The 24,537-nt window shown below is 64.9% G+C and carries 27 protein-coding genes and 1 tRNA gene; 24 read left to right on the forward strand and 4 right to left on the reverse strand.

Annotated features, from left to right (window positions below):
* Positions 1-128 precede the first annotated feature (128 nt).
* The 23 genes from tpiA to GJV26_RS22125 all read left to right on the forward strand — a co-directional run bounded on the left by tpiA (position 129) and on the right by GJV26_RS22125 (position 19,753).
* Positions 129-878: a triose-phosphate isomerase gene (gene tpiA, locus GJV26_RS22015; protein WP_155710847.1), complete on the forward strand. Its 750-nt coding sequence runs from the start codon at positions 129-131 to the stop codon at positions 876-878.
* Positions 879-1,013: 135 nt separating this feature from the next.
* A complete protein-coding gene (gene secG, locus GJV26_RS22020) occupies positions 1,014-1,454 on the forward strand; it encodes a preprotein translocase subunit SecG (RefSeq protein ID WP_155710848.1) in 441 nt (146 codons plus the stop codon).
* A gap of 96 nt (positions 1,455-1,550) precedes the next feature.
* Positions 1,551-1,635: transfer RNA gene (locus tag GJV26_RS22025), tRNA-Leu, on the forward strand.
* Between the two features lie 183 nt (positions 1,636-1,818).
* Positions 1,819-2,178, forward strand: a complete 360-nt coding sequence (locus tag GJV26_RS22030; RefSeq protein ID WP_189442266.1) for an NADH-quinone oxidoreductase subunit A — start codon at positions 1,819-1,821, stop codon at positions 2,176-2,178.
* Between the two features lie 3 nt (positions 2,179-2,181).
* Complete coding sequence (locus GJV26_RS22035) at positions 2,182-2,658, forward strand: NuoB/complex I 20 kDa subunit family protein (RefSeq protein ID WP_130188314.1); 477 nt, start codon at positions 2,182-2,184, stop codon at positions 2,656-2,658.
* Between the two features lie 18 nt (positions 2,659-2,676).
* A complete protein-coding gene (locus tag GJV26_RS22040) occupies positions 2,677-3,270 on the forward strand; it encodes an NADH-quinone oxidoreductase subunit C (RefSeq protein WP_155710849.1) in 594 nt (197 codons plus the stop codon).
* Positions 3,270-4,523, forward strand: coding sequence for an NADH-quinone oxidoreductase subunit D (locus GJV26_RS22045; protein WP_155710850.1), 1,254 nt, complete (start codon positions 3,270-3,272; stop codon positions 4,521-4,523). The genes GJV26_RS22040 and GJV26_RS22045 overlap by 1 nt, the downstream gene beginning before the upstream one ends.
* Positions 4,524-4,541: 18 nt before the next feature.
* Positions 4,542-5,018 (forward strand): NADH-quinone oxidoreductase subunit NuoE, encoded by a 477-nt coding sequence (gene nuoE, locus GJV26_RS22050; protein ID WP_155710851.1) that lies wholly within the window; start codon positions 4,542-4,544, stop codon positions 5,016-5,018.
* Complete coding sequence (gene nuoF, locus GJV26_RS22055) at positions 5,015-6,313, forward strand: NADH-quinone oxidoreductase subunit NuoF (protein ID WP_155710852.1); 1,299 nt, start codon at positions 5,015-5,017, stop codon at positions 6,311-6,313. Before nuoE ends, nuoF begins: the two co-directional genes overlap by 4 nt.
* 9 nt (positions 6,314-6,322) lie before the next feature.
* Positions 6,323-8,650: an NADH-quinone oxidoreductase subunit NuoG gene (gene nuoG / locus GJV26_RS22060; RefSeq protein ID WP_155710853.1), complete on the forward strand. Its 2,328-nt coding sequence runs from the start codon at positions 6,323-6,325 to the stop codon at positions 8,648-8,650.
* The gene (gene nuoH, locus GJV26_RS22065; RefSeq protein WP_155710854.1) at positions 8,650-9,729 is read left to right on the forward strand and encodes an NADH-quinone oxidoreductase subunit NuoH; all 1,080 of its coding nucleotides are present in this window, start codon (positions 8,650-8,652) and stop codon (positions 9,727-9,729) included. Before nuoG ends, nuoH begins: the two co-directional genes overlap by 1 nt.
* Positions 9,730-9,743: 14 nt before the next feature.
* Positions 9,744-10,232, forward strand: coding sequence for an NADH-quinone oxidoreductase subunit NuoI (gene nuoI, locus GJV26_RS22070; protein WP_155710855.1), 489 nt, complete (start codon positions 9,744-9,746; stop codon positions 10,230-10,232).
* 21 nt (positions 10,233-10,253) lie between these two features.
* Positions 10,254-10,883: an NADH-quinone oxidoreductase subunit J gene (locus GJV26_RS22075; RefSeq protein ID WP_155710856.1), complete on the forward strand. Its 630-nt coding sequence runs from the start codon at positions 10,254-10,256 to the stop codon at positions 10,881-10,883.
* Entirely contained in the window at positions 10,880-11,188 is a 309-nt protein-coding gene (gene nuoK / locus GJV26_RS22080) for an NADH-quinone oxidoreductase subunit NuoK (protein ID WP_155710857.1), read from the forward strand. The genes GJV26_RS22075 and nuoK overlap by 4 nt, the downstream gene beginning before the upstream one ends.
* Positions 11,189-11,224: 36 nt before the next feature.
* Positions 11,225-13,357: an NADH-quinone oxidoreductase subunit L gene (gene nuoL / locus GJV26_RS22085; RefSeq protein WP_155710858.1), complete on the forward strand. Its 2,133-nt coding sequence runs from the start codon at positions 11,225-11,227 to the stop codon at positions 13,355-13,357.
* Positions 13,358-13,381: 24 nt separating this feature from the next.
* Positions 13,382-14,881: an NADH-quinone oxidoreductase subunit M gene (locus GJV26_RS22090; RefSeq protein ID WP_155710859.1), complete on the forward strand. Its 1,500-nt coding sequence runs from the start codon at positions 13,382-13,384 to the stop codon at positions 14,879-14,881.
* A 22-nt stretch (positions 14,882-14,903) separates the two neighbouring features.
* On the forward strand, positions 14,904-16,394 hold the full coding sequence (nuoN, locus tag GJV26_RS22095) for an NADH-quinone oxidoreductase subunit NuoN (protein ID WP_155710860.1): 1,491 nt from the start codon (positions 14,904-14,906) through the stop codon (positions 16,392-16,394).
* 3 nt (positions 16,395-16,397) lie between these two features.
* Positions 16,398-16,727: a DUF2818 family protein gene (locus GJV26_RS22100; protein WP_155710861.1), complete on the forward strand. Its 330-nt coding sequence runs from the start codon at positions 16,398-16,400 to the stop codon at positions 16,725-16,727.
* Between the two features lie 58 nt (positions 16,728-16,785).
* The gene (locus GJV26_RS22105) at positions 16,786-17,349 is read left to right on the forward strand and encodes an NUDIX domain-containing protein (RefSeq protein ID WP_155710862.1); all 564 of its coding nucleotides are present in this window, start codon (positions 16,786-16,788) and stop codon (positions 17,347-17,349) included.
* A gap of 117 nt (positions 17,350-17,466) precedes the next feature.
* Positions 17,467-18,147 (forward strand): hypothetical protein, encoded by a 681-nt coding sequence (locus tag GJV26_RS22110; protein WP_155710863.1) that lies wholly within the window; start codon positions 17,467-17,469, stop codon positions 18,145-18,147.
* 127 nt (positions 18,148-18,274) lie between these two features.
* Positions 18,275-18,964, forward strand: a complete 690-nt coding sequence (ispD, locus tag GJV26_RS22115; RefSeq protein WP_155710864.1) for a 2-C-methyl-D-erythritol 4-phosphate cytidylyltransferase — start codon at positions 18,275-18,277, stop codon at positions 18,962-18,964.
* A complete protein-coding gene (gene ispF, locus GJV26_RS22120) occupies positions 18,961-19,455 on the forward strand; it encodes a 2-C-methyl-D-erythritol 2,4-cyclodiphosphate synthase (RefSeq protein WP_155710865.1) in 495 nt (164 codons plus the stop codon). The genes ispD and ispF overlap by 4 nt, the downstream gene beginning before the upstream one ends.
* A 1-nt stretch (position 19,456) precedes the next feature.
* Positions 19,457-19,753, forward strand: a complete 297-nt coding sequence (locus GJV26_RS22125; protein ID WP_173346244.1) for a hypothetical protein — start codon at positions 19,457-19,459, stop codon at positions 19,751-19,753.
* Between the two features lie 18 nt (positions 19,754-19,771).
* Here GJV26_RS22125 and GJV26_RS22130 read toward each other — a convergent pair whose 3' ends face one another.
* The gene (locus GJV26_RS22130) at positions 19,772-21,004 is read right to left on the reverse strand and encodes an MFS transporter (RefSeq protein WP_155710866.1); all 1,233 of its coding nucleotides are present in this window, start codon (positions 21,002-21,004) and stop codon (positions 19,772-19,774) included.
* Positions 21,005-21,105: 101 nt separating this feature from the next.
* Between GJV26_RS22130 and GJV26_RS22135 the strand changes: the two genes are divergently transcribed.
* Positions 21,106-21,723, forward strand: coding sequence for a TetR/AcrR family transcriptional regulator (locus GJV26_RS22135; protein WP_155710867.1), 618 nt, complete (start codon positions 21,106-21,108; stop codon positions 21,721-21,723).
* A gap of 17 nt (positions 21,724-21,740) precedes the next feature.
* Here GJV26_RS22135 and GJV26_RS22140 read toward each other — a convergent pair whose 3' ends face one another.
* Genes GJV26_RS22140 through GJV26_RS30635 form a run of 3 tightly spaced genes read right to left on the reverse strand, consistent with a single transcriptional unit; the run spans position 21,741 to position 24,534 of the window.
* On the reverse strand, positions 21,741-23,933 hold the full coding sequence (locus tag GJV26_RS22140; protein WP_155710868.1) for an ATP-binding protein: 2,193 nt from the start codon (positions 23,931-23,933) through the stop codon (positions 21,741-21,743).
* On the reverse strand, positions 23,930-24,370 hold the full coding sequence (locus GJV26_RS22145; protein ID WP_308807638.1) for a biliverdin-producing heme oxygenase: 441 nt from the start codon (positions 24,368-24,370) through the stop codon (positions 23,930-23,932). Before GJV26_RS22145 ends, GJV26_RS22140 begins: the two co-directional genes overlap by 4 nt.
* Positions 24,301-24,534: a heme oxygenase-like domain-containing protein gene (locus tag GJV26_RS30635; protein WP_308807639.1), complete on the reverse strand. Its 234-nt coding sequence runs from the start codon at positions 24,532-24,534 to the stop codon at positions 24,301-24,303. The genes GJV26_RS22145 and GJV26_RS30635 overlap by 70 nt, the downstream gene beginning before the upstream one ends.
* Positions 24,535-24,537 lie beyond the last annotated feature (3 nt).

The following is a 24,537-nucleotide window of genomic DNA, read 5'->3' on the forward strand; positions in this document are numbered from 1 at the left end:
GCCGTGGCCTATATTGGTCACCAGATTGACCGATGGCGGGCGATGCGCGGGCATTGCGCGTTTGACCCTGTATTGCCGAGCACGTTACAATCGCGAGTTACCTTACAACTCAAACAACTCGGACAGCCATGCGTCGCAAACTCGTCATCGGAAACTGGAAGATGAACGGCAGCCTTGCCGGCAATTCTGTATTATTACGCGGGATCGTCGCGGGCCATGCCGCCGGCAAGGCGGATCTCGCGGTGTGCGTTCCGGCGCCTTACCTGGCCCAGTGCCAGGCGGAGCTGTCGGGAACGGCGGTCGCATGGGGTGCCCAGGATGTGTCGGCGTATGCGGCCGGCGCCTATACGGGCGAGGTGGCGGCGTCGATGCTGCAGGAATTCGGCTGCCGCCATGTGCTCGTCGGCCATTCCGAGCGGCGCGCCTATCACCATGAAAGTAACGAGCTGGTCGCGCAGAAGGCGCTCGCGGCGTTGAACGCCGGACTGGTTCCGGTGGTGTGCGTCGGCGAAACGCTGGAAGAGCGCGAGGCGGGGCGGACCAACGTCGTTGTTTGTGCGCAACTGCAGGCCGTGCTCGACGTGCTGGAAAATCCGGCGCTGGAAAAGATCGTGCTCGCGTACGAACCCGTGTGGGCGATCGGCACCGGCAAGACGGCCACGCCGGCGCTGGCGCAGGAAGTGCACGCGGCGCTGCGCAAGCAGGTGGCCGAGCGCAGCGCGGGCGCGGCGGCCGGCATGCGGATCCTGTATGGCGGCAGCATGAAGCCGGAAAACGCGAAAGACCTGCTGGGCCAGTCCGATATCGATGGCGGGCTGATCGGCGGCGCGGCACTGAAGGCGCAGGATTTCCTGGCCATCGCAGCGGCGGCGAACTGAGCAGCGAACTGAGCGGCAAACCGGGCAGCAAACCAACAAGCCGCGAACCGAAGCGGCGTACTGAAAGAACACCCCGGCAACGGGTAGAGCAAGCGGGCCACGAGTCCGCGCATTTAAATCTGAGAGTGAAATAGCATGAACACCTTGTTCAATCTGGTCGTGGTAGTACAGGTCCTGTCGGCGCTGAGCATCATCGCCCTCGTGCTGATGCAGCACGGTAAAGGTGCCGACATGGGCGCCGCCTTCGGTTCCGGCTCGTCCGGCAGCCTGTTCGGTGCCAGCGGTTCGTCGAACTTCCTGTCGAAGTCGACCGCGCTGGCGGCGGCGATTTTCTTCAGTGCGACACTCGGCCTCGCAGTGTTGTCCAATGGCCGTACCGCGAGCAGCGGCGGCGGCGTGCTGCAGAACGTGACGGTGCCCGTGAAGGGCTCGGCAGCGATCCCTGGCGCAGTGCCGGCGGCCCCGGCCGCGACCGACGGCGTGCCCGCGGCAACCAATGCCGTGCCGCCTGCGACGACGCCTGCCGCGCCTGCGACCGAAGCCGTACCGGCCACCTCGACCGGCGCACCGAAGTAAAACGATTGTTTTTAAAGTTTTTGCCGTTTTTCTCTTTGATATCGCGCAATTCACATTAACAAACTGCGCAAAGACGAGTAGAATAGCGGCCTTAATGCCGACGTGGTGAAATTGGTAGACACGCTATCTTGAGGGGGTAGTGGCGCAAGCTGTACGAGTTCGAGTCTCGTCGTCGGCACCAGAAATTTGAGAAGCCAGCACAAGGCCCATGAGTTTGTCCTCAAAAGCCTTCAGCTGGTTTTTTTACGAGGATGTGTCGTTTGATCCTGGTCTCAGCGTTTGATTGGGGTCGAGCGTTTCAGCCGCACCGCAACGGTGTGGTGTCCTCGCCAACCAGTCGTTCAACAACAGCTGTGACCCTATCGTGAACCTCGAAAATTACTTCCCCGTTCTCTTATTTATCCTGGTCGGCATCGGCGTCGGTGTAGCGCCGCAGATCCTGGGTCGCCTGCTGGGCCCGTACAAGCCCGACGCGGCAAAACTCTCCCCGTACGAGTGCGGCTTCGAAGCGTTCGAAGACGCGCGCATGAAATTCGACGTGCGCTACTACCTCGTCGCAATCCTCTTCATTCTGTTCGACCTTGAAACGGCTTTCTTCTTCCCATGGGGCGTCTCCATGCGCGAACTGGGCTGGCAGGGCTACGTGACGATGATGGTGTTCATCGCTGAATTCGTCGTCGGTTTTTGGTATATCTGGAAGAAAGGTGCCCTTGATTGGGAATAAGCCATGGCTATTGAAGGCGTATTAAACGAAGGTTTCATCACCACCTCGGCCGACAAGCTGATCAACTGGGCGCGGACCGGGTCGATGTTCCCGATGACGTTCGGGCTGGCCTGCTGCGCGGTTGAAATGATGCACGTGGGCGCTGCCCGTTATGACATGGACCGCTTCGGCGTCGTGTTCCGCCCGTCGCCGCGTCACTCCGACGTGATGATCGTGGCCGGCACGCTGTGCAACAAGATGGCGCCGGCACTGCGCAAGGTGTACGACCAGATGCCGGAACCGCGCTGGGTCATCTCGATGGGCTCGTGCGCCAATGGCGGCGGCTACTACCACTACTCCTACTCCGTCGTGCGCGGCTGCGATCGCATCGTGCCCGTCGACGTCTACGTACCGGGTTGCCCGCCGACCGCGGAGGCACTGTTGTACGGCATCATGCAGCTGCAAAACAAAATCAAGCGCACCAATACGATTGCACGGTAAACGGGGCGCTCAAGATATATGACAACACAACTGGAAGCTTTGCAAGGCGCCATCACCGGCGCCCTGGGCGAGCGCGTCACGCTCAGCGTGGCCCTCGGTGAAATCACCCTGGTCGTCAAGGCCGACGACTACCACGCAGTGATGAAATCCCTGCGCGACAATGCCGCCACCGGATTCGATACCTTCATCGACCTGTGCGGCATTGACTATTCCACCTATGGCGAAGGCACGTGGGAAGGCCCGCGCTTCGCGGCCGTCACGCACCTGCTGTCGGTGAAGCACAACTGGCGCGTACGCGTGCGCGTATTCTGCCCGGACGATGAAATGCCGCTGGTGCAGTCGATCACCGACATCTGGCGCGCCGCCAACTGGTACGAGCGCGAGGCTTTCGACCTGTATGGCATTCTGTTCGAAGGCCACAACGACCTGCGCCGCATCCTGACCGACTACGGCTTCATCGGCCACCCGTTCCGCAAGGACTTCCCGGTCGCCGGCTACGTTGAAATGCGCTACGACGCCGAACAGGGCCGCGTGATCTACCAGCCTGTGACGATCGAGCCGCGCGAGAACGTGCCGCGCGTGATCCGCGAAGAAAAATACGGGATGAAATAATGGCTGAGATTAAGAATTACACCCTGAACTTCGGCCCGCAGCACCCGGCCGCGCACGGCGTGCTGCGGCTGGTGCTGGAGCTGGACGGCGAAGTGATCCAGCGTGCCGACCCGCATATCGGCCTGCTGCACCGCGCCACCGAGAAGCTGGCCGAACAGAAGACCTACCTGCAGTCCGTGCCGTACATGGACCGCCTCGACTACGTGTCGATGATGTGCAACGAGCACGGCTACGTGCTGGCGATCGAGAAGCTGCTGGGCATCGACGTGCCGCTGCGCGCCCAGTACATCCGCGTGATGTTCGACGAGATCACCCGCATCCTGAACCACCTGATGTGGCTGGGCGCGCACGCGCTCGACGTCGGTGCGATGGGCCCGTTCCTGTACTGCTTCCGCGATCGCGAAGACCTGTTCGACTGCTACGAGGCGGTTTCGGGCGCGCGCATGCACGCGGCCTACTACCGCCCGGGCGGCGTGTACCGCGACCTGCCGGACGCGATGCCGAAGCACCGTCCGTCGTCGATCCGCAGCCAGAAGGAAATCGACCGCCTGAACGAGCACCGCCAGGGTTCCCTGCTGGACTTCCTGGAAGCGTTCACGACCCGTTTCCCCGGCTATGTCGACGAATACGAAACCCTGCTGACCGATAACCGTATCTGGAAACAGCGGACCGTGGGCATCGGCGTGGTCTCGCCGGAAGATGCGCTGGCAATGGGCTTCACCGGCGCGATGCTGCGCGGTTCCGGCGTGCAGTGGGACCTGCGCAAGAAGCAGCCCTACGAAGTGTACGACCTGATGGACTTCGACATCCCGATCGGCACCAACGGCGACTGCTACGACCGTTACCTGGTGCGCGTGGAAGAGCTGCGCCAGTCGAACCGCATCATCAAGCAGTGCATCGAGTGGCTGCGCAACAACCCGGGCCCGGTGATGACGGACAACCGCAAGGTCGCGCCGCCGAACCGCGTGGACATGAAGTCCAACATGGAATCGCTGATCCACCATTTCAAGCTGTTCCAGGAAGGCTTCCACGTTCCGCCGGGCGAGGTCTACACGGCCATCGAACACCCGAAAGGCGAATTCGGCATCTACATCGTGTCCGACGGTGCCAACAAGCCGTACCGCCTGAAGATCCGTACGCCGGACTACACGCACCTGCAGGCCCTCGATGAAATGGCGCGCGGTCACATGATCGCCGACGCCGTCACCATCATCGGCACCCAGGACATCGTGTTCGGCAGTATCGACCGCTAACGAGGCAGGAAAAAGATTATGTTATCCGAGCAGTGCTATAAAAAAATCGACCGCGAACTGGCCAAGTACCCGGCCGACCAGCGCCAGTCGGCCGTGATGGCCTCGCTGGCCCACGCCCAGGTCGAACTGGGCTGGCTGTCGCCTGAAACGATGAAGGAACTGGCCGACTATATCGGCATGCCGGCCATCGCCGTGCAGGAAGTGGCCACCTTCTACAACATGTACAACCTGAAGCCGGTCGGCAAGCACAAGATCACCGTGTGCACCAACCTGCCGTGCGCACTTTCCGGCGGCGTGAAGGCCGGCGAGCACCTGAAGCAGAAGCTGGGCATCGATTACCGCGACACCACCAACGACGGCGAGTTCACCCTGCTGGAAGGCGAGTGCATGGGCGCCTGCGGCGACGCACCGGTGCTGCTGGTGAACAATCACCGCATGTGCAGCTTCATGAACAACGAGAAAATCGACGCGCTGGTGGAGGACCTGAAGAAATGACTTCGCTGCACGACCGTCACATCAATCCGCTGATCCTGAAAGACCTGAACGGCGACAACTGGCACCTGGCCGACTACGTGAAACGTGGCGGCTATTCGGCGCTGCGCCGCATCCTGGAAGAGAAAATCCCGCCCGAGCAGATCATCGCCGAGCTGAAGACTTCCGGCTTGCGCGGCCGCGGCGGCGCGGGTTTCCCGACCGGCCTGAAGTGGAGCTTCATGCCGCGCCAGTTCCCGGGCCAGAAATACCTCGTCTGCAATACCGATGAAGGCGAGCCGGGCACGTTCAAGGACCGCGACATCATCCGCTACAACCCGCATTCGCTGATCGAGGGCATGGCCATCGGCGCGTACGCAATGGGCATCACCGTGGGCTACAACTACATCCACGGCGAGATCTTCCAGGACTACCTGCGGTTCGAGGACGCGCTGGAAGAAGCCCGCGCGGAAGGCTTCCTGGGCGACCGCATCATGGGCAGCGAGTTCAGCTTCCAGCTGCACGCGCACCATGGCTACGGCGCCTACATCTGCGGCGAAGAGACCGCGCTGCTCGAATCGCTGGAGGGCAAGAAAGGCCAGCCGCGCTTCAAGCCGCCGTTCCCCGCGTCGTTCGGCCTGTATGGCAAGCCGACCACGATCAACAACACGGAAACGTTCGCGGCCGTGCCGTTCATCCTGAACATCGGCGCCGAGAACTACCTGGCGCTGGGCAAGCCGAACAATGGCGGCACGAAGATCTTCTCGATCTCCGGCGACGTGGAACGTCCGGGCAATTACGAAGTTCCACTGGGCACGCCGTTCGCCAAGCTGATGGAACTGGCCGGCGGCATGCGCGGCGGTAAAAAGATCAAGGCCGTCATCCCCGGCGGTTCGTCCGCCCCGGTGGTGCGCGGCGAGATCATGATGCAGACCGACCTGGACTATGACTCGATCGCGAAAGCCGGCTCGATGCTGGGTTCCGGCGCCGTCATCGTGATGGACGAGACGCGCTGCATGGTCAAGGCGCTGGAACGCCTGTCCTACTTCTACTACGAGGAATCGTGCGGCCAGTGCACGCCATGCCGCGAAGGCACGGGCTGGATGTACCGGATGATCCACCGCATCGAGCATGGCCAGGGCCGCCAGACGGACCTGGACATGCTGAACTCGATCGCGGACAACATCCAGGGCCGCACCATCTGCGCGCTGGGCGATGCCGCGGCGATGCCGGTGCGCGCGTTCATCAAGCAGTTCCGCGAAGAATTCGAATATCACGTCGAGCACAAGCACTGTCTCGTGCCTGTCTCGGCCTTTTAAGCGCTGATCATGGTTGAAATCGAAATTGACGGTAAAAAGGTAGAAGTCCCACCGGGTTCGATGGTGATGGACGCTGCCAACAAACTGGGAACCTACATCCCGCACTTCTGCTATCACAAGAAATTGTCGATCGCAGCGAACTGCCGCATGTGTCTCGTCGAAGTGGAGAAGGCGCCGAAGCCGCTGCCGGCCTGCGCCACGCCCGTCTCGGCGGGCATGATCGTGCGCTCGCACAGCGAGAAGGCCGTTCAGGCACAGAAGAGCGTGATGGAATTCCTGCTGATTAACCACCCGCTGGATTGCCCGATCTGCGACCAGGGCGGCGAATGCCAGCTGCAGGATCTGGCCGTGGGCTACGGCAAGAACAGCTCGCGCTACGAAGAAGAAAAGCGCGTCGTCGTGCCGAAGCAGGCCGGCCCGCTGGTCTCCATGAAGGAGATGAGCCGCTGCATCCACTGCACCCGTTGCGTGCGTTTCGGCCAGGAAGTGGCCGGCGTGATGGAACTGGGCATGCTGGGCCGCGGCGAACACGCGGAAATCACCACGTTCGTCGGCGAAGCCGTCAGCTCCGAGCTGTCCGGCAACATGATCGACCTGTGCCCGGTGGGCGCGCTGACGTCGAAGCCGTTCCGCTACAGCGCCCGCACGTGGGAACTGTCGCGCCGCAAATCGGTGTCGCCGCACGACGGCCTGGGTGCGAACCTGATCGTCCAGGTCAAGCAGGGTTCCGTGAAGCGCGTGCTGCCGCTGGAAAACGAAGCGATCAACGAGTGCTGGATTTCCGACAAGGACCGCTTCTCGTACGAAGCGCTGAACAGCGCCGACCGCCTCACGCAGCCGATGCTCAAGCAGGGCGGCGCATGGAAGGAAGTCGACTGGCAGACCGCGCTGGAATATGTCGCGCACGGCTTGAAGAACATCAGGCACGAACACGGCGCCGACGCGATCGCCGCCTACGCGACCGCGCATTCGACGCTGGAAGAGCTGGCCCTGCTGAAGAAGCTGGCGTCCGGCATCGGTTCGGACAACATCGACTTCCGCCTGCGCCAGACCGACTTCGCGCTGGACGGCCAGGTCACGCCATGGCTCGGCATGCCGATCGCCGACGTGTCGAACCTGCAGGGTGCGCTGGTCATCGGTTCGTTCCTGCGCAAGGATCACCCGCTGCTGGCATCGCGCCTGCGCGCCGCCGTGAAGAACGGCGCCAAGCTGTCGCTGATCCACGCCACGCGTGACGACAGCCTGATCACCGTTGCCAACAACATCGTGGCCGCGCCGTCGGACTGGCTGGCCGCGCTGTCGGGCATCGTGTCCGCGGTGGCTTCGGCCAAGGGCGAAGCCGCTCCAGGCGGTTTCCCCGCCGAGTTCAGCGATGCCGCCAAGGGCGTCGCCGCCAGCCTGCTGGCCGGCGAACAGAAGGCGATCTTCCTCGGTAACGCCGCCGTGCACCATCCGCAAGCCTCCGCGATCGCCGCGGCCGCGCAGTGGATCGCCAACGCGACCGGCGCAAAGCTGGGTTACCTGACCGAAGCGGCGAACACCGTCGGCGGCTACCTCGTCGGCGCATTTTCGCCGAAGGCCGCGCCGGCATTCTCGGCACCGAAGAAAGCGTACGTGCTGCTGAACGCGGAACCGGAATTCGATGCCGCCAACCCGTCGCAGGCGGTCGCCGCGCTGCAGGGCGCCGAGATGGTCGTCGTGATGTCGGCCTTCAAGCATGGCCTCGACTACGCCGACGTGCTGCTGCCGATCGCGCCGTTCGCCGAAACGTCCGGCACCTTCGTCAACTGCGAAGGCCGTGCGCAAAGCTTCAACGGCACCGTGAAACCGCTGGGCGACGCACGTCCGGCCTGGAAGGTGCTGCGCGTACTGGGCAACATCCTGGGCCTGCCGGGCTTCGACTACGAAACCTCCGAAGCGGTCCGCGACGAAGCGCTGGGCGCCGGTGTCTCCGATGTCTCCTCGAAGCTGTCGAACGCATCGAACGTGGCCCTGACGGCCGCTTCCTTCGGCGCCGGCGACCAGCTCGAACGCATCGCCGACGTGCCGATCTACTTCGCCGACGCCCTGGTGCGCCGTTCCGCGCCGCTGCAGGCCACCGTCGACGCGCAGGCGCCGAAGGCGAACATCTCCGCCGCGCTGGCCGAACAGATCGGCGTGAAATCGGGCGACATGGTGCAGGTGCTGCAAGGCGCCGGTTCCGCGATCCTGGAAGCGCGCGTCGATGCCGGCCTGCCGGCCAATGTCGTGCGCGTCTCCGCCGCGCATGCATCCACGGCAACGCTGGGTGACATGTTCGGCGCGATCTCGGTCGCCAAGGCAGGGGAGGGCAAATAATGGCACTGGAATTCGTCAATACCATCAACACCGCCGGCGCCGACGCGCTGGGCGCGGTCTGGCCGCTGGTGTGGAACGTGATCAAGGTGCTGTGCGTGCTGATGCCGCTGCTGGGCCTGGTCGCCTACGCCACGCTGTGGGAGCGCAAACTGATCGGCTTCATCCAGATCCGGATCGGCCCGAACCGCGTGGGCCCGATGGGCCTGCTGCAACCGATGGCCGACGGCATCAAGATGCTGCTGAAGGAAATCGTCATCCCGACCAAGGCGGCGAAAACGCTGTTCGTAATCGGTCCCGTGATGACGATCATGCCGGCGCTGGCCGCCTGGTCGGTCGTGCCGTTCGGCCCGGAAGCGGTGCTCGCCAACGTCAACGCCGGCCTGCTGGTGCTGCTGGCGATCACGTCGATGGAGGTGTACGGCATCATCATCGCCGGCTGGTCGTCGAACTCGAAGTATTCGTTCATGGGCGCCATGCGTGCCTCGGCGCAGATGATTTCCTACGAGATCCCCATGGGCTTCGCGCTGGTCGTGATCCTGATGGTTTCGGGCTCGCTGAACTTCATCGACATCGTCACCAGCCAGCAGGTCGGCCGTTTCGCCGACATGGGCGTGAACTTCATGTCGTGGAACTGGCTGCCGCTGCTGCCGCTGTTCGTCGTGTACCTGACGTCCGGCCTGGCCGAAGCGAACCGCGCGCCGTTCGACGTCGTCGAGGGTGAATCGGAAATCGTCGCCGGCCACATGGTGGAATACTCCGGCATGTCGTATGCGATGTTCATGCTGGCCGAATACGCCAACATCATCCTGGTCGGCGCGCTGGCATCGATCATGTTCCTGGGCGGCTGGTCCGCACCGTTCGCGTTCCTCGAATTCGGCGGCGGTTTCGGCGGCTTCTTCTGGCTGTTCGTGAAGACGTTCCTGATCGTGTCCCTGTTCATCTGGGTGCGTGGTACCTTCCCGCGTTACCGCTACGACCAGATCATGCGTCTGGGCTGGAAGGTCTTCATTCCCCTCACGCTGTTCTGGCTCGTGCTCGTCGCGACCTGGATGCAGACGCCGTGGAACATCTGGAAGTAAGGGAAGCGCTAAAAATGACACGAGTAAAAGACTTCATCGGCAGCATGATGCTGACCGAATTGATCAAGGGTCTCGCCCTGACGGGCAAGTACATGTTCTCGCGCAAGATCACGGTGCAGTACCCGGAAGAGAAAACGCCGATGTCGCCGCGTTTCCGCGGCCTGCACGCGCTGCGCCGCTATCCGAACGGCGAGGAACGCTGCATCGCCTGCAAGCTGTGCGAAGCGGTATGCCCGGCCATGGCCATCACGATCGAATCCGACGAACGCGAGGACGGTTCGCGCCGCACCACGCGCTACGACATCGACCTGACCAAGTGCATCTTCTGCGGCTTCTGCGAAGAATCGTGCCCGGTCGATTCGATCGTCGAAACGCACGTGCTGGAATACCACGGTGAGAAGCGGGGCGACCTGTACTACACCAAGGAGATGCTGCTGGCAGTCGGCGACCGCTACGAGGCGGACATCGCCGCCAACCGCGCCGCGGATGCCGCGTATCGCTGACCGAGATCGGAATAAGAAGATATGACCTTTACAACCGTTTTGTTCTACGTGTTCGCGGCCATCATGGTGGTTTCCGCGGCACGCGTGATCACGGCGCGCAACCCCGTGACGGCGGCACTGTTCCTGGTGCTGGCGTTCTTCCAGGCAGCCGGTATCTGGATGCTGCTGAAAGCCGAGTTCCTCGCAGTGGTGCTGGTGCTGGTGTACGTGGGCGCCGTGATGGTGCTGTTCCTGTTCGTCGTGATGATGGTCGACATCGACCAGACCGAGCTGCGCAAGGGCTTCTGGAACTACCTGCCGGTGGCTTCCGTCGTCGGCGGCATCATCGTGCTGGAGATGGCGTCGGTACTGTGGCGCAGCTTCGGCGTCGAAACGCCGGTTCCCGAGGCGGCCAACACCATCGGCACCACGAAGGCGCTGGGCCTGCTGATCTACACGCAGTACATCTTCGCCTTCGAAGTGGCCGCCGTGATCCTGCTGCTGGCCATCGTCGCCGCCGTCGCGCTGACCCTGCGCCGCCGCAAGGACATCAAGTACTTCGATCCGGGCAAGGCCGTGCACGTCAAGCGCAACGACCGCCTGAAGATCGTCAAGATGGACGCCGTGAAGAAAGAAGTCCCGGCACCCGTTGCAACCAAGGAGGCACCATGACCCTTTCGCTGGCTCACTACCTGGTCCTGGGCGCGATCCTGTTCGCGATCTCGATCGTCGGGATTTTCCTGAACCGCAAGAACGTCATCGTGCTGCTGATGGCCATCGAACTGATGCTGCTGGCGGTGAACACCAACTTCATCGCGTTCTCCCATTTCCTGGGCGACGCGGCGGGGCAGATCTTCGTGTTCTTCATCCTGACCGTGGCGGCCGCCGAATCGGCGATCGGCCTGGCGATTCTCGTGCTGATGTTCCGTAACCTGGACACGATCAACGTCGAAGACCTGGACAGCCTCAAAGGCTAGTTTTTAACCCTCGAATAATAAACAGATAGGTTCATCATGACGGGGCTTAACCCTAACCTTCTTCTCGCTGTTCCCCTGGCGCCACTGGCCGGGTCCGCGATCGCGGGCCTGCTGGGGACCAAGTTCTTCGGCAACGTGGTCGGCCGCAAGGTCGCCACCACGGCAACGATCCTGGGCGTGCTGGTCGCGTTCCTGCTCTCGCTGCAGACATTCCTGCAGGTGATGGATGTCACCGGCATCGCATACAACGAAACCGTCTACCGCTGGATGACGGTGGCTGGCATCCACTTCGAAGTGGGCTTCCAGATCGACTCGCTGACCGCGATGATGATGTGCGTCGTCACGTTCGTCTCGCTGATGGTGCACATCTACACCATCGGATATATGGCCGAGGACGAGGGATACAACCGCTTCTTCTCGTACATCTCGCTGTTCACGTTCTCGATGCTGATGCTCGTGATGTCCAACAACTTCCTGCAGCTGTTCTTCGGCTGGGAAGCGGTGGGCCTCGTGTCGTACCTGCTGATCGGCTTCTGGTACAAGCGTCCGACGGCGATCTTCGCCAACATGAAGGCGTTCCTCGTGAACCGCGTGGGCGACTTCGGCTTCATCCTCGGCATCGGCCTGATCCTGGCCTATACCGGCACGATGGATTACCAGGAAGCCTTCGCCAGGAAGGACCTGCTGGTCAACGCGACGCTGCCGGGTACCGATTGGATGGTCATCACCACCGCCTGCATCTGCCTGTTCATCGGCGCGATGGGCAAGTCGGCGCAGTTCCCGCTGCACGTGTGGCTGCCGGACTCGATGGAAGGCCCAACCCCGATCTCGGCACTGATCCACGCCGCGACGATGGTGACCGCCGGCATCTTCATGGTGTCGCGCATGTCGCCGCTGTTCGAGCTGTCCGACGTGGCGCTGTCGTTCATCCTGATCATCGGCTCGATCACCGCGCTGTTCATGGGCTTCCTGGGCATCATCCAGAACGACATCAAGCGCGTGGTCGCTTACTCCACGCTGTCGCAGCTGGGCTACATGACCGTCGCGCTGGGCGCATCGGCGTATTCCGTCGCCGTGTTCCACCTGATGACGCACGCGTTCTTCAAGGCGCTGCTGTTCCTCGGCGCGGGTTCCGTGATCATCGGCATGCACCACGACCAGGACATCCGCAACATGGGCGGCCTGCGCAAGTACATGCCGATCACGTGGATCACGTCGCTGCTGGGTTCCCTGGCACTGATCGGCACGCCGTTCTTCTCGGGCTTCTACTCGAAGGATTCGATCATCGAGGCGGTGCACGCCACGCACCTGCCGGGCGCGGGCTTCGCGAACTTCGCGGTGCTGGCCGGCGTGTTCATCACGGCGTTCTACTCGTTCCGCATGTACTTCCGCGTGTTCCACGGTCCGGAAAACTTCGGCCGGCTCGACTCCCACGGGCATGCCCACGATCACCACGATCACAAGCACGACGCCAAGCACGATGCCAAGGCTGCCCACGGCGACCCGCATGCGCTGCACGATTCCGACGCGCACCACGAAGAGGAAGACGACGACCACGGCCACCACGGCCTGGCACCGGGCGAGAAACCGCACGAGTCGCCGTTCGTCGTCTGGTTCCCGCTGGCGGCGCTGGCGATTCCTTCGGTGATCATCGGCTTCCTGGCGATCGAACCGATGCTGCATGGCAACTTCTTCAAGGACGTGATCTTCGTCGACGCCGCGCGCCACCCGGCGATGCATGAACTGGGCAACGAATTCCACGGCGCCGTCGCGATGGCGATCCATGGCCTGTCCACGGCACCGTTCTGGCTCGCGCTGGCCGGCGTGGCCGCGTCGTACTACTGCTACATGATCAATCCGCGTGTACCGGCATGGTTCTACGACAAGTTCAAGTTCCTGCACACGCTGCTCGACAACAAGTACTACATGGATGCGTTCAACCAGGCCGTGTTCGCCAAGGGCGCCCGCGTGCTGGGCAACGGCCTGTGGCAGGTGGGCGACCGCGCGATCATCGACGGCTTCGTCGTCAACGGTTCCGCGAAACTGGTGGGCTGGTTCTCGTCGCTGACGCGCCTGGCGCAGACGGGTTACATCTATCACTACGCGTTCGTGATGATCATCGGCATCCTGGGCTTCCTGGTGTACTTCCTGCCGTTCTGGCACGCTTAACGCCACACGCAAAAGAGATAAAAGATGCAGTCAACGATTAATAATCTTCCTCCCTACCTCAGCCTGTCGATCTGGCTGCCGATCCTGTTCGGCGTCATCATCCTGGCAGTCGGGCGCGATTCGCGCGCCGGACTGGTACGCGTGATGGCACTGGTCGGCTCGATCGTCTCGATGCTGCCGACGATCCCGCTGTTTACGCAGTTCGACAATGCCGCCCACGGCGTGCAGTTCGTGGAAAGCGCGCCGTGGATCGAGCGCTTCAACATCTTCTACACGCTCGGCATCGACGGCCTGTCGCTGTGGTTCGTGCCGCTGACCGCGTTCATCACGGTCATCGTCGTCATCTCCGCCTGGGAAGTGATCCAGGAACGCGTGGCCCAGTACATGGGCGCGTTCCTGATCCTGTCGGGCCTGATGATCGGCGTGTTCACCGCGCTCGACGGCCTGCTGTTCTACTTCTTCTTCGAAGCCACGCTGATCCCGATGTACATCATCATCGGCGTGTGGGGCGGTGCCAACCGCGTGTACGCGGCGTTCAAGTTCTTCCTGTACACGTTCCTCGGTTCGCTGCTGACGCTGGTCGCGCTGGTCTACCTGTACAACAAGTCCGGTTCGTGGGACATCCTGGCGTGGCACCAGCTGCCGCTGACCCGGAACGAGCAGATCGCGATCTTCTGCGCGTTCTTCATGGCCTTCGCCGTGAAGGTGCCGATGTTCCCGGTGCACACCTGGCTGCCGGACGTCCACGTGGAAGCGCCGACCGGCGGCTCCGCCGTGCTGGCCGCGATCATGCTGAAGCTGGGCGCGTACGGTTTCCTGCGGTTCTCCCTGCCGATCGCACCGGACGCATCGCGCGAACTGGCACCGGTCGTCATCGTGCTGTCGCTGATCGCCGTGGTCTACGTGGGCCTGGTGGCCCTGGTGCAGAAGGACATGAAAAAGCTGGTCGCCTATTCGTCGATCGCGCACATGGGCTTCGTCACGCTGGGCTTCTTCATGTTCAACGCGATGGGTACGCAGGGCGCGATCATGCAGATGATCTCGCACGGCTTCGTGTCCGGCGCGATGTTCCTGTGTATCGGCGTGCTGTACGACCAGGCGCACTCGCGCCAGATCGCCGACTACGGCGGTGTCGTCAATCGCATGCCGAAGTTCGCCGCGTTCTTCATCCTGTTCTCGATGGCCAACTGCGGCCTGCCCGCCACCTCCGGTTTCGTGGGCGAGTTCATGGTGATCCTGGGCGCGGTGCAGTTCAACTTCGTGACCGGCATCCTGGCCGCGACCGCGCTGATCCTGGGCGCAGCCTACTCGCTGTGGATGGCCAAGCGCGTCATCTTCGGCAAGATCACCAATCATCACGTGGCCGAGCTGAAGGACCTGAACAACCGCGAGTTCCTGATGCTGGGCATCCTGGCGATCGCCACCCTGTACATGGGCCTGTACCCGGCGCCGTTCACCGACACCATGCAAACGTCGGTGGCGGACCTGCTGCAGCACGTGGCGCAGACCAAGCTTGCACAATGATTGCAGATAGGACCTTAGTTTTATGAATCCGACCGATACCAATCTCGCACCGATCCACGCCGAGATCTTCCTGCTGATCGCCACCTCGGCGATCCTGCTGATCGACGTGTACCTGCCCGCCGCGAAGCGGAACATCACGTACATGCTGTCGCTGCTGGCCCTGGCCGGCGCGGCGGTCATCACGTATGGCGACTTCGCCGCCGGCACCACGACCTACGCCTTCAACAACATGGTCGTGTCCGACCCGATGGGCAACCTGCTCAAGCTGTTCACTTACCTGTCGGTGGGCATCACGCTGGTGTATGCGCGCCAGTACACGACCGACCGCGGCATGCTGGGCGGCGCGCTGGGCGGCGAGTTCTACGGCCTTGCGCTGTTCGCCACGCTGGGCCAGATGGTGATGATCGCGGCCAGCAACTTCCTGTCCATCTACCTGGGCCTGGAACTGATGTCGCTGTCGCTGTATGCGCTGGTGGCACTGCGCCGCGACAACACCAATGCCACCGAGGCGTCGATGAAGTACTTCGTGCTCGGCGCGCTGGCTTCCGGCTTCCTGCTGTATGGCATGTCGATGCTGTACGGCGCGACCGGCACGCTGGACCTGACGACCATGTCGGCCAAGATCGCCAGCGGTTCGATCAATAACACGATCCTGGTGTTCGGCCTGGTGTTCGTCGTCGCCGGCCTGGCGTTCAAGCTGGGCGCCGTGCCGTTCCACATGTGGGTGCCGGACGTGTACCAGGGTTCGCCGACCGGCGTGACGCTGCTGCTGGGCGGTGCGCCGAAGCTGGCCACGTTCGCCATCGTCATCCGCCTGCTGGTGGAAGGCCTGCTGCCGCTGAGCTTCGACTGGCAGCAGATGCTGCTGATCCTGGCCGTGATGTCGCTGGTGATCGGCAACCTCACCGCGATCGCGCAAACGAACCTGAAGCGGATGCTGGCTTACTCGACGATCGCGCAGATGGGCTTCGTGCTGCTGGGCATGATGTCGGGTGTCGTCGGCACCGACCAGGCCAACGCGGCCGCCGCCTACAGCTCGGCGATGTACTACTCGATCACCTACGTGCTGACCACGCTGGCCACTTTCGGCCTGATCATGGTGCTGGCCCGTTCCGGTTTCGAAGCCGAGGAACTGGCCGACTTCAAGGGCCTGTCGAAGCGCTCCGGCTGGTACGCGCTGCTGATGACGGCACTGATGTTCTCGCTGGCCGGCGTGCCGCCGCTGATGGGCTTCATGGCCAAGCTGACCGTGCTGCAATCGGTGCTGAAGGCCGGCCACCTGTGGCTGACCGTGTTCGCCGTGATGGCTTCGCTGGTCGGTGCGTTCTACTACCTGCGCGTCGTCAAGACGATGTGGTTCGATGAACCGACCGACACGGCGCCGATCAGGGTCGCCAGCGACAAGAACGTCGTGCTGGCCCTGAACGGCCTGATGGTGGTGGTACTGGGTGTGGTGCCCGGCCCGCTGCTGGACGCGTGCACGCACGCGATCAGCAAGACTCTGGCGTCCTGATCCATGGATATCGGCGCCGCGGCATGGCTGGTCATCCTGCTGGCCCTGGTGCTGGCCAACCTGCCGTTCTTCAATGAGCGCGTATTTGCCCTCCTTCCGTTCGCATTTTCTGCTGCGCACGGAACGGGGCAGGCTCCCTCGAAGCCTTTCCTCGTGCGGCTGCTCGAACTGGCGGTGCTGTATTTCGCAGTCGGCGGCATCGGCCGCGCGCTGGAGGGACGCATCGGTACCGTGTTCCCGCAAACGTGGGAGTTCTACGCGATCTCCGCCTGCATGTTCATCGTCCTCGCCTTTCCCGGTTTCGTCGTCCGCTACCTGAGGAAGCGCCACTGAGGCGTCGCCGGGCGCGGCGCGCTGCTACACTGTGGCTTTGATGACCACGGGAGTTTGCATGAGCACTGACGCTCACCTCAGGGAAGAAAAGGTCGACGGCGGCATCGCCTACGACGGCGGTTTCCTCAAGATCCACAAAGACCATGTACGGCTGCCGAACGGCGCCGTGACCAGCCGCGAATACATCCGCCACCCTGGCGCGGTCGTCGTGCTGCCGGTGCTGGAAGACGGCCGCATCCTGCTGGAGCGCCAGTTCCGCTACCCGAATGCGCAGGTGTTCATCGAATTCCCGGCCGGGAAAATCGATGAAGGCGAGGACCATCTCGACTGCGCCAAGCGCGAGCTGGTGGAGGAAACCGGCTACACCGCCACCGACTGGCAGTTCGTGGCCACCATCCACAACGCGATCGCGTATTCCGACGAGCACCTGGAGCTGTACCTGGCGCGCGGCCTGAAGGCGGGCCCCGCGAAACTGGACGAAGGCGAATTCCTCGAATGCTTCACCGCCACGCTCGACGAGCTGCTCGATTGGGTGCGCACGGGCCGGATCACGGACGTGAAGACGATCATCGGCACGTTCTGGCTCGACAAGCTGCAGCGCGGGGACTGGAAGCTGGGCTGACCGATGCCGCCTGGAGCCGCTGACACAAGCCCCATGGCTGCGTTGCATTCGTCCCGCCGTACCGACGTACTGTCTTCGACGATGCGCCTTGCCCTGGGGTCCGTGCTGGCGGCTCCCATGCTCCTCCTGTGGCTGGCGACCCCGGCGGCCGGCGCGGCACCGGCGCGCACGCCGTTCCAGATACGGTGCGAGGACACGATCAGCAAGACGGTCTCGGTGTTTTCGGCCCGCCAGAACGGCTACACGATCAACACGCAGCTCTCCTATAAAATGCTGACCGCGATGAAGGGTGTCGCGAGCCGCAACGACTTCGTATTGGGTCTCACGCGCACCGAGTCGATGGTGCGGATCGGCATCGAAGGGGCGATGCTGCAGGACCCGGGCAGCGGCTACGAGTGCATCGCGCCGCGGCTGCAGGTGCAGCTGACCTATGCGCCGGTGAAGATCTACGTCGGCAGCGAATTCCCCGCGGGATCGTGCGGCTACAGGGAAATCCTGGCACACGAGATGCGGCACATGCAGGCCTACATGGATCACTTGCCGAGGGTGGAAAAAACCGTGGCCGCGGCGCTGGCGAAGCGTTTCGGCGGCAAGCCGTTCTATGCGCCGAGCGGCACGGCCCGCACGGCGCTGTCGTTCGAAGTCGATTCGGGCTGGCTGCCGTACATCAAGGCCGAGATGGCCAGGGTGGAAGCGGTGCAGGCCAGCATCGATACGCCCGCCGAGTATGCGCGCCTGTCGAAAGTCTGCAACGGCGAGATCCAGAAGATTCTCGTCAAGACCCGCGCCGGGCGCTGAACATGCTGAAAGGGTTTCCAAAAACCGGGGTCAGACCCCGATTTCTGGAAATATTTCCCGAATTTGGGGTCCGACCCCGGTGTGGGTGCCGGTGTGGGCATGATCCTGGTCGATAAATGAAAGCGAGATGAACTATTTTGCACTGATCCCCGCCGCCGGCGTGGGCGCGCGGATGGCGGCGGGCTGTCCGAAACAATACCTGCCGCTGCTGGGCAAGCCGATGCTGCGGCACACGGTCGAGGCGTTCACGCGTTCGCCGCTGATTGCCCATACCTATGTGGTGGTGAGCGCCGGGGACGGCTATGCCGGCGACGTGCTGCCGGCCGATCTGCCCGGCGTGACCGTGCTGCGCTGCGGCGGCGCCACGCGGATGGAATCGATCCGCAACGGCTTGCGGCTGCTGGGCGGCACGATCGGCCCCGACGACCGCGTGCTGGTGCACGACGCGGCCCGGCCCGGCCTGACGCCGGCGCTGACGGCGAAGCTGATCGACGCTGCGGGCGCCGACCCGGCCGGCGGACTGCTCGCGCTGCCCGTGGTCGATACCGTGAAAAGCGCAGCCGCCGGCAAGGTGGCGACCATGCCGCGCACCGGCCTGTGGCTGGCGCAGACACCGCAGATGTTCCCGTACGCGCTGCTGCTGCGCGCGCTGGAGGAAGCACCCGATCCCGATGCGATCACCGACGACGCCAGCGCCGTCGAACTGCTGGGGCTGTCGCCGCGGCTGGTCGAAGGCCACCCGCGCAACCTGAAGGTGACGCTCCCGGCCGATATCCGCATCGCCGAAATGTATCTTACGATGGACCCAGAAACATGAAAAAACTCCCGTTCCGCATCGGCCAGGGCTATGACAGCCACCGCCTGGTCGAAGGCCGCCAGCTGATCCTCGGCGGCGTCGCCATCCCGCACGAAAAGGGCCTCGACGGCCATTCCGACGCCGACGCGCTGCTGCATGCCGTGACCGACGCGATCCTCGGCGCGGCCGCGCTGGGCGACATCGGCAGGCATTTCCCGGACACCGCCGTCGAATTCAAGGGCGCCGATTCGCGCGTGCTGCTGCGCACCGCGGCCGAGCGCGTCAAGGCAACAGGGTATGACATCGGCAACGTCGACGCGACGATCATCGCGCAGCGCCCGAAGATGGCGCCGCACATCGGTACGATGGTGGCCAATATCGCCGCAGACCTCGGCATCGGGGCGGACCAGGTGAACGTCAAGGCCAAGACCAACGAGAAGCTGGGCTACCTGGGCCGCGAAGAGGGCATCAACGCCGAGGCGGTCGCGCTGCTCGTGCTGCGCGAGGCCTGACATGGGCCGCGACCTGTCCGCCTACCGCGACGTGGCCGTCGAATCGTTCGACGATCGCGGCACCGTGCGCATGCGGCCGATGGTCGGGCAGGCCTATCATCCGCTGTTGCGGGTGCAGTGCGCGCGCGCCTTCGTCACCGATTATCCGGCCGGCACGCGCTTCCTCGTGCACGCCAAGCTGACCGACCGGCTGGGCGGCCCGCCGTTCCTGTATGTGTACCATGGCGATCCGGTTGTGGTGCTGAGCCCGGCGCAGGCGAAGAAATTCCTGGCCGAGTTCCGGCGCGGGCGGATTTAAGCGGGCCGCCCTGGGCCGTCAATGCACGGCGTGCAGCGCCGCGCGGCTGGAATCGCGGCCGAAATACCAGCCCACGGCGGCAGTGGCCAGCGCGAACACGCCGCCCACGACCATCGCGCTCTGCACGCCCAGGTGGTCGACGGCAAGGCCGCCGACACCGGCGCCGGAGGCCAGCGCCACCTGCGCGGTGGCGACGAACAGCGCGCCGCCGGTTTCCATGCCGTCCGGCGCGGCGCGGAACATCCAGTTCTGCAGCGAGATCGGCATCGCGCCGAAGCCGAGTCCCCAGACCATCACCAGCGTTGTCGCGGCGAACGCGCCGTGCCCGAACAGCGGCAGGGCCACCGTGGCCAGGCCCACCACCAATCCGGTGCCGATCAGCGCCGCGCGGGCGCTCCGCTCGGCCGCCCAGCCGCCGACGATGTTGCCGACGAAGCCGGCCGCGCCGTAGGCGAGCAGCAGGGCGCTGACGGTGCGCGCGCTCATCGCCGTCACCTGCACGAGGAACGGCGTGATGTAGGTGTAGGCGGCGAACTGGCCGATGAACATCAGCACGGTGGCCGCCAGGCCGACCCGGGCCTTCGCATTCTTCAGCAGCAGCGGCAGGTCGCGCACGGTGGTGGCCTTGGTCGGCGGCAGCGGCGGCAGCAGGAAGACCTGGATCGCCAGCACCAGCACGCCGATGCCGGCGGCGATGCCGAAGGCGGTGCGCCAGCCGAACAGTTCGCCGATCAGCGCGCCGGCCGGCACGCCGGCCACGGTGCCGATCGATACGCCGCCGAAGATCAGCGCCGTGGCGCGCGTGGTGTAGCGCAGCGGTACCAGCCGCGGCCCGATCGCCACGCCGATCGACCAGAAACCGCCCACGCCAATGCCCAGCAGAGAGCGGCCCAGGAGGATCGGCCAGAACGACGTGGCGAACGTCACCAGCAGGTTCGAGATCACCATCACGCCCATCAGCGCCCACAGCACGTGGCGCCGGTCCGCACGGCCCACGCCGACCGTGACCGCCAGCGCGGCGATCGCCGCCACGATGCCCGGCACGGTGACCAGCAGCCCGGCCAGTCCCTCGGTGACGCGCAGTTCCGCGGCAATCTGCGGCAGCAGGCCCACGGGCAGGAATTCCGTGGTGACCAGGGCGAACGCGCCGATGCCGACGGACAGCACCGCCAGCCAGGCGGAAAGGCCGGGTGGCGCGTCGCCGGCGGGTGATGGCACGGGATCGGGGCTGGCGGTGGCGGGTGCGTGCATGATGGCTCCTTGAGTTTTTAACCGGTCGGTTATAATCTATCGGGACGGCGGCACACGTCAAGGAATTTTTAACCGATCGGTATGAAAGAGTAGGTCAGGCAATGGACAAGTCACCCCGGCCGGGCCGTCCGCGCACCGGCAGGCCCCGCACGTTCGACGAGGACGTGGCGCTGGACCGCGCGATGGAAGTGTTCTGGGAAAAAGGCTACGAAGGCAGTTCGCTGCCGGAACTGACGGCGGCGATGGGCATGAACCGGCCCAGCCTGTACGCGGTGTTCGGCAACAAGGAGGCGCTGTTCCGCCGCGCCGTCGAGCGTTACCAGAGCACGCGGATGGATTTCTGCGACGCGGCGCTGGAGGCGGCCACGTCGCGCGAAGTGGTCGAACGGCTGCTGCGCGGTTCGGCCGATGCGCAGACCTGCCCGAACAGCCCGCACGGTTGCCTGGGCACCAGCGGCGCGCTGGCCTGCGGCGACGAGGCGCGCCCGCTGCGCGACGAACTGGTGGCCCTGCGCAGCGCGCGCGAGGACCGGCTGCGCCAGCGCCTCGCACGCGCTGTCACCGAAGGCGACCTGCCGGCGCACGCGGACGCGGCGCAGCTGGCCAGCTTCGTTGCCACGGTATTGCAGGGCATGGCGGTGCAGGCCGCCGGCGGCGCCACGCGCGGCCAGCTGTACCGTACCATCGATTTCGTAATGGCCGCCTGGCCGGGGAAGTGAGCCCCGGCCCGTGAGCGTCAGGCGGCGGATTCCCCGTCCGGCCGCAGCGGGAACGTGACCCGGAATACCACGTGCGGCGCCTCGTAGCGGTAGGCGACCGTGCCGCCATGCCCCTTGACCACGTTCTCGGCGATGTACAGCCCGAGGCCCATGCCGGTGCGGTTGGCCCGGTTCTGCAGCGCCATCCGCTTGAACGGATTGAACAGTTGCGCCTCCAGCTCGGGGGCGATCGGCGCGCCGTCGTTGCGCACTTCGAGCGCGGCCCGGTTGCCTTCGGCGCGCAGCGACACCAGGATCGGCTGCCCGCTGCTGCCGTGATGGCGCGCGTTGCTGAGCAGGTTGCTGACGACCTGGGCCATGCGGTCCGGATCGGCGCAGCCATGGATGGCGGGCACGATATCGGCGCGGTAGACGGTGCCGGGATGCGCCATGCGGATTTCATCGAGCAGGTCTTCCACCAGCTTCGACAGATCCACGTCGATCTTGCGCATCGCCAGCCCGAGGCCGCTGTCCAGCCGGCTCATGTCGAGCACCTGGCTGATCAGCCGCTGCATCCGGCCCGACGACCGTTCGATACGCTGCCCCAGTTGCTGCGGCTGCGCGCCGTGCTGCAGCACGGTGGCGGCCATCGAGATCGACTGCAGCGGGTCGCGCAGGTCGTGGCCCAGCATCGCCAGCAGCTGCATGCGCGCCCTTTCCGTCTCGGCGTGGCGCGCCATGCTGGCGCGATGCATTTCGCCGAGCAGCTGGTCGGCCACCATCAGCCGCGCCGATTCCCACGGCACCGCCTTGTCGTGCACCGATTCCACCCATTCGTCGAACGAGCCGCGCGGCGTCAGGCGGTGGCCCAGCGGGCCGGTTTTTTCCAGCTTTTCCGGCTTGCCGGCCCAGCGCACCGTTTCCACCTGTTCCTTGCGCAGCGCCAGCAGCCAGCCGGCCGTGGCCGGGTCGTAGTGCAACGCGAGCAGCCCGACCCAGGGGCCGATGCGCGGGCGCAGCGCTTCCGGCCATTCGTCGCGGTCGCAGCGGTGCAGCATTTCGTCGCCATCCGGCGGCAGCGAGGCGATGATCGCCGCGGCCAGTTCCTCGTCCACGCCGTGCGCCGCCAGCTTGCCCTGCTGCGCGAAGACCAGCGCGTCCGCACCCAGGTTCGCGGCCAGGTCGCCGGCATGCTGCTCCAGCGCCGAGAGCACGTCTTCCTCGTGCAGCAGCGTTTCGATCAGGCGGGTGCGCACGCCGGCCGCCTGCTCGGCCAGCGTCATGCGCTCGCGCGAATCGATGCTTTGCACCGCGGCGGCCAGTACCTGGGCGGTCACATCGCAGGCCATGCGCACCGAATAGGGAATGCGCAGCGGCGCCATGTGATGGCAGGCGATCAGCCCCCACAGCCGGCCATTGACGACGATCGATACGCTCATCGACGCGCTCACGCCCATGTTCTGCAGGTATTCCACGTGGATCGGCGACACGCTGCGCAGCACCGAGTGGCTCATGTCCAGCGGCGCATCGCCCGGCGCGCCCAGCACGGGCACCGGCACGTAGGCGATGTCGGCGATCAGGCGCAGCGTATTGATCGTGTACAGGCGGCGCGCTTGCGCCGGGATGTCGCCGGCCGGATAGCGCGTGCCGAGGAACGGCGGCAGGTCTTCGCGCCGCGCCTCGGCCACCACGTCGCCGCTGTCGTCGTGCCGGAAGCGGTAGGCCATCACCCGGTCGAAGCCGGTGATCGCGCGCACCTGCTCGGCCGCGTGGCGCAGCAGCGCATCGATCGAGCGCTGGCGGCGCAGCCGCTCGATGGCCGCGTGCGCCTTCAGCGCGAATGCCGCGAGCGCATCGGCCGCCACGTGCCGCAGCTCGAACTCGGCGATCGCATGCGTGCCGTTGCCGTGCACCACGCAGTCGAACGTCCGGCCGGCGATCACCGCCTCGATGCCGGTCGGCGAATCGGCGCCTTCCTCCAAGCATTCGCGCAACTGCTGCGCCACGTCCGCCGCGAGCGGCAACTGGCCATACGGCATGCCGAGGGCGGGCACGAAGCCCAGCAGGTCCGGCACGTTGGCGCTCCAGGCACGCAGCGTGCCGTCGGCCGCGAACGCCAGCAGGGCACCGTGCGGCTGGATCAGGCCGGGGATGTGGATCTGTTCGTCCGCGCAGTTGTCCAGGCCGACCGGCGCGCCAGGTGTCGCCAGGGGAGCCGGCGGCTGGTTCATGCGGCGGCCCGCGATTGGGCAGCGTCACCGGCGGCGCGCCGCAGGGCGATCAGGCTGTCGAAGGCATCGCGCGCGCCCTGGCATGCCTCGGCGATCGCGGCTTGCCCCTGCACGTGCGCGCGCAACGCGCGCATGAACTGTTGCCAGCGCGGGCCCGGCGGCACGCCGTCGTTGTGCAGGTAGCGCAGCGGGTGCGGCGCCAGCCGCTCCGCCAGCCGCCGGTACAGCACGGCACCGCCGAGGCGCGAGCCTTCGATCACGTACGCCACGCCCCAGCGGTAGGCGGCGCTGTCGCGCCCTTGCCACTGCGCCGGCGGCAGCGCCGCGTCGACCGGCGGCAGCGACGCATCGGCCAGGTCGGCTTCGATCAGCGGCAGATGGGGGCGGGGGCGAGCAATCCGGCATCCTGCGGGCCGTCGGCGAACCGGGCCTGCCATGCCTCGACCGGCTCCAGCCAGCGCCGCAGCAGCGCGAGATGGTCGCGGTAGTCGTCGAGCGCCGCGCATGGGCGGGCAAGGGGCATGCCACCGTCCAGTTCGGCGTGGCGGCTGGCGGTGGCATCACGCAAGGCAGCGAGGATGTCGGGACGTTCGATGGTCATTTC

It is taken from the genome of Pseudoduganella dura (assembly GCF_009727155.1).
Taxonomy (GTDB): Bacteria; Pseudomonadota; Gammaproteobacteria; order Burkholderiales; family Burkholderiaceae_D; genus Rugamonas; species Rugamonas dura.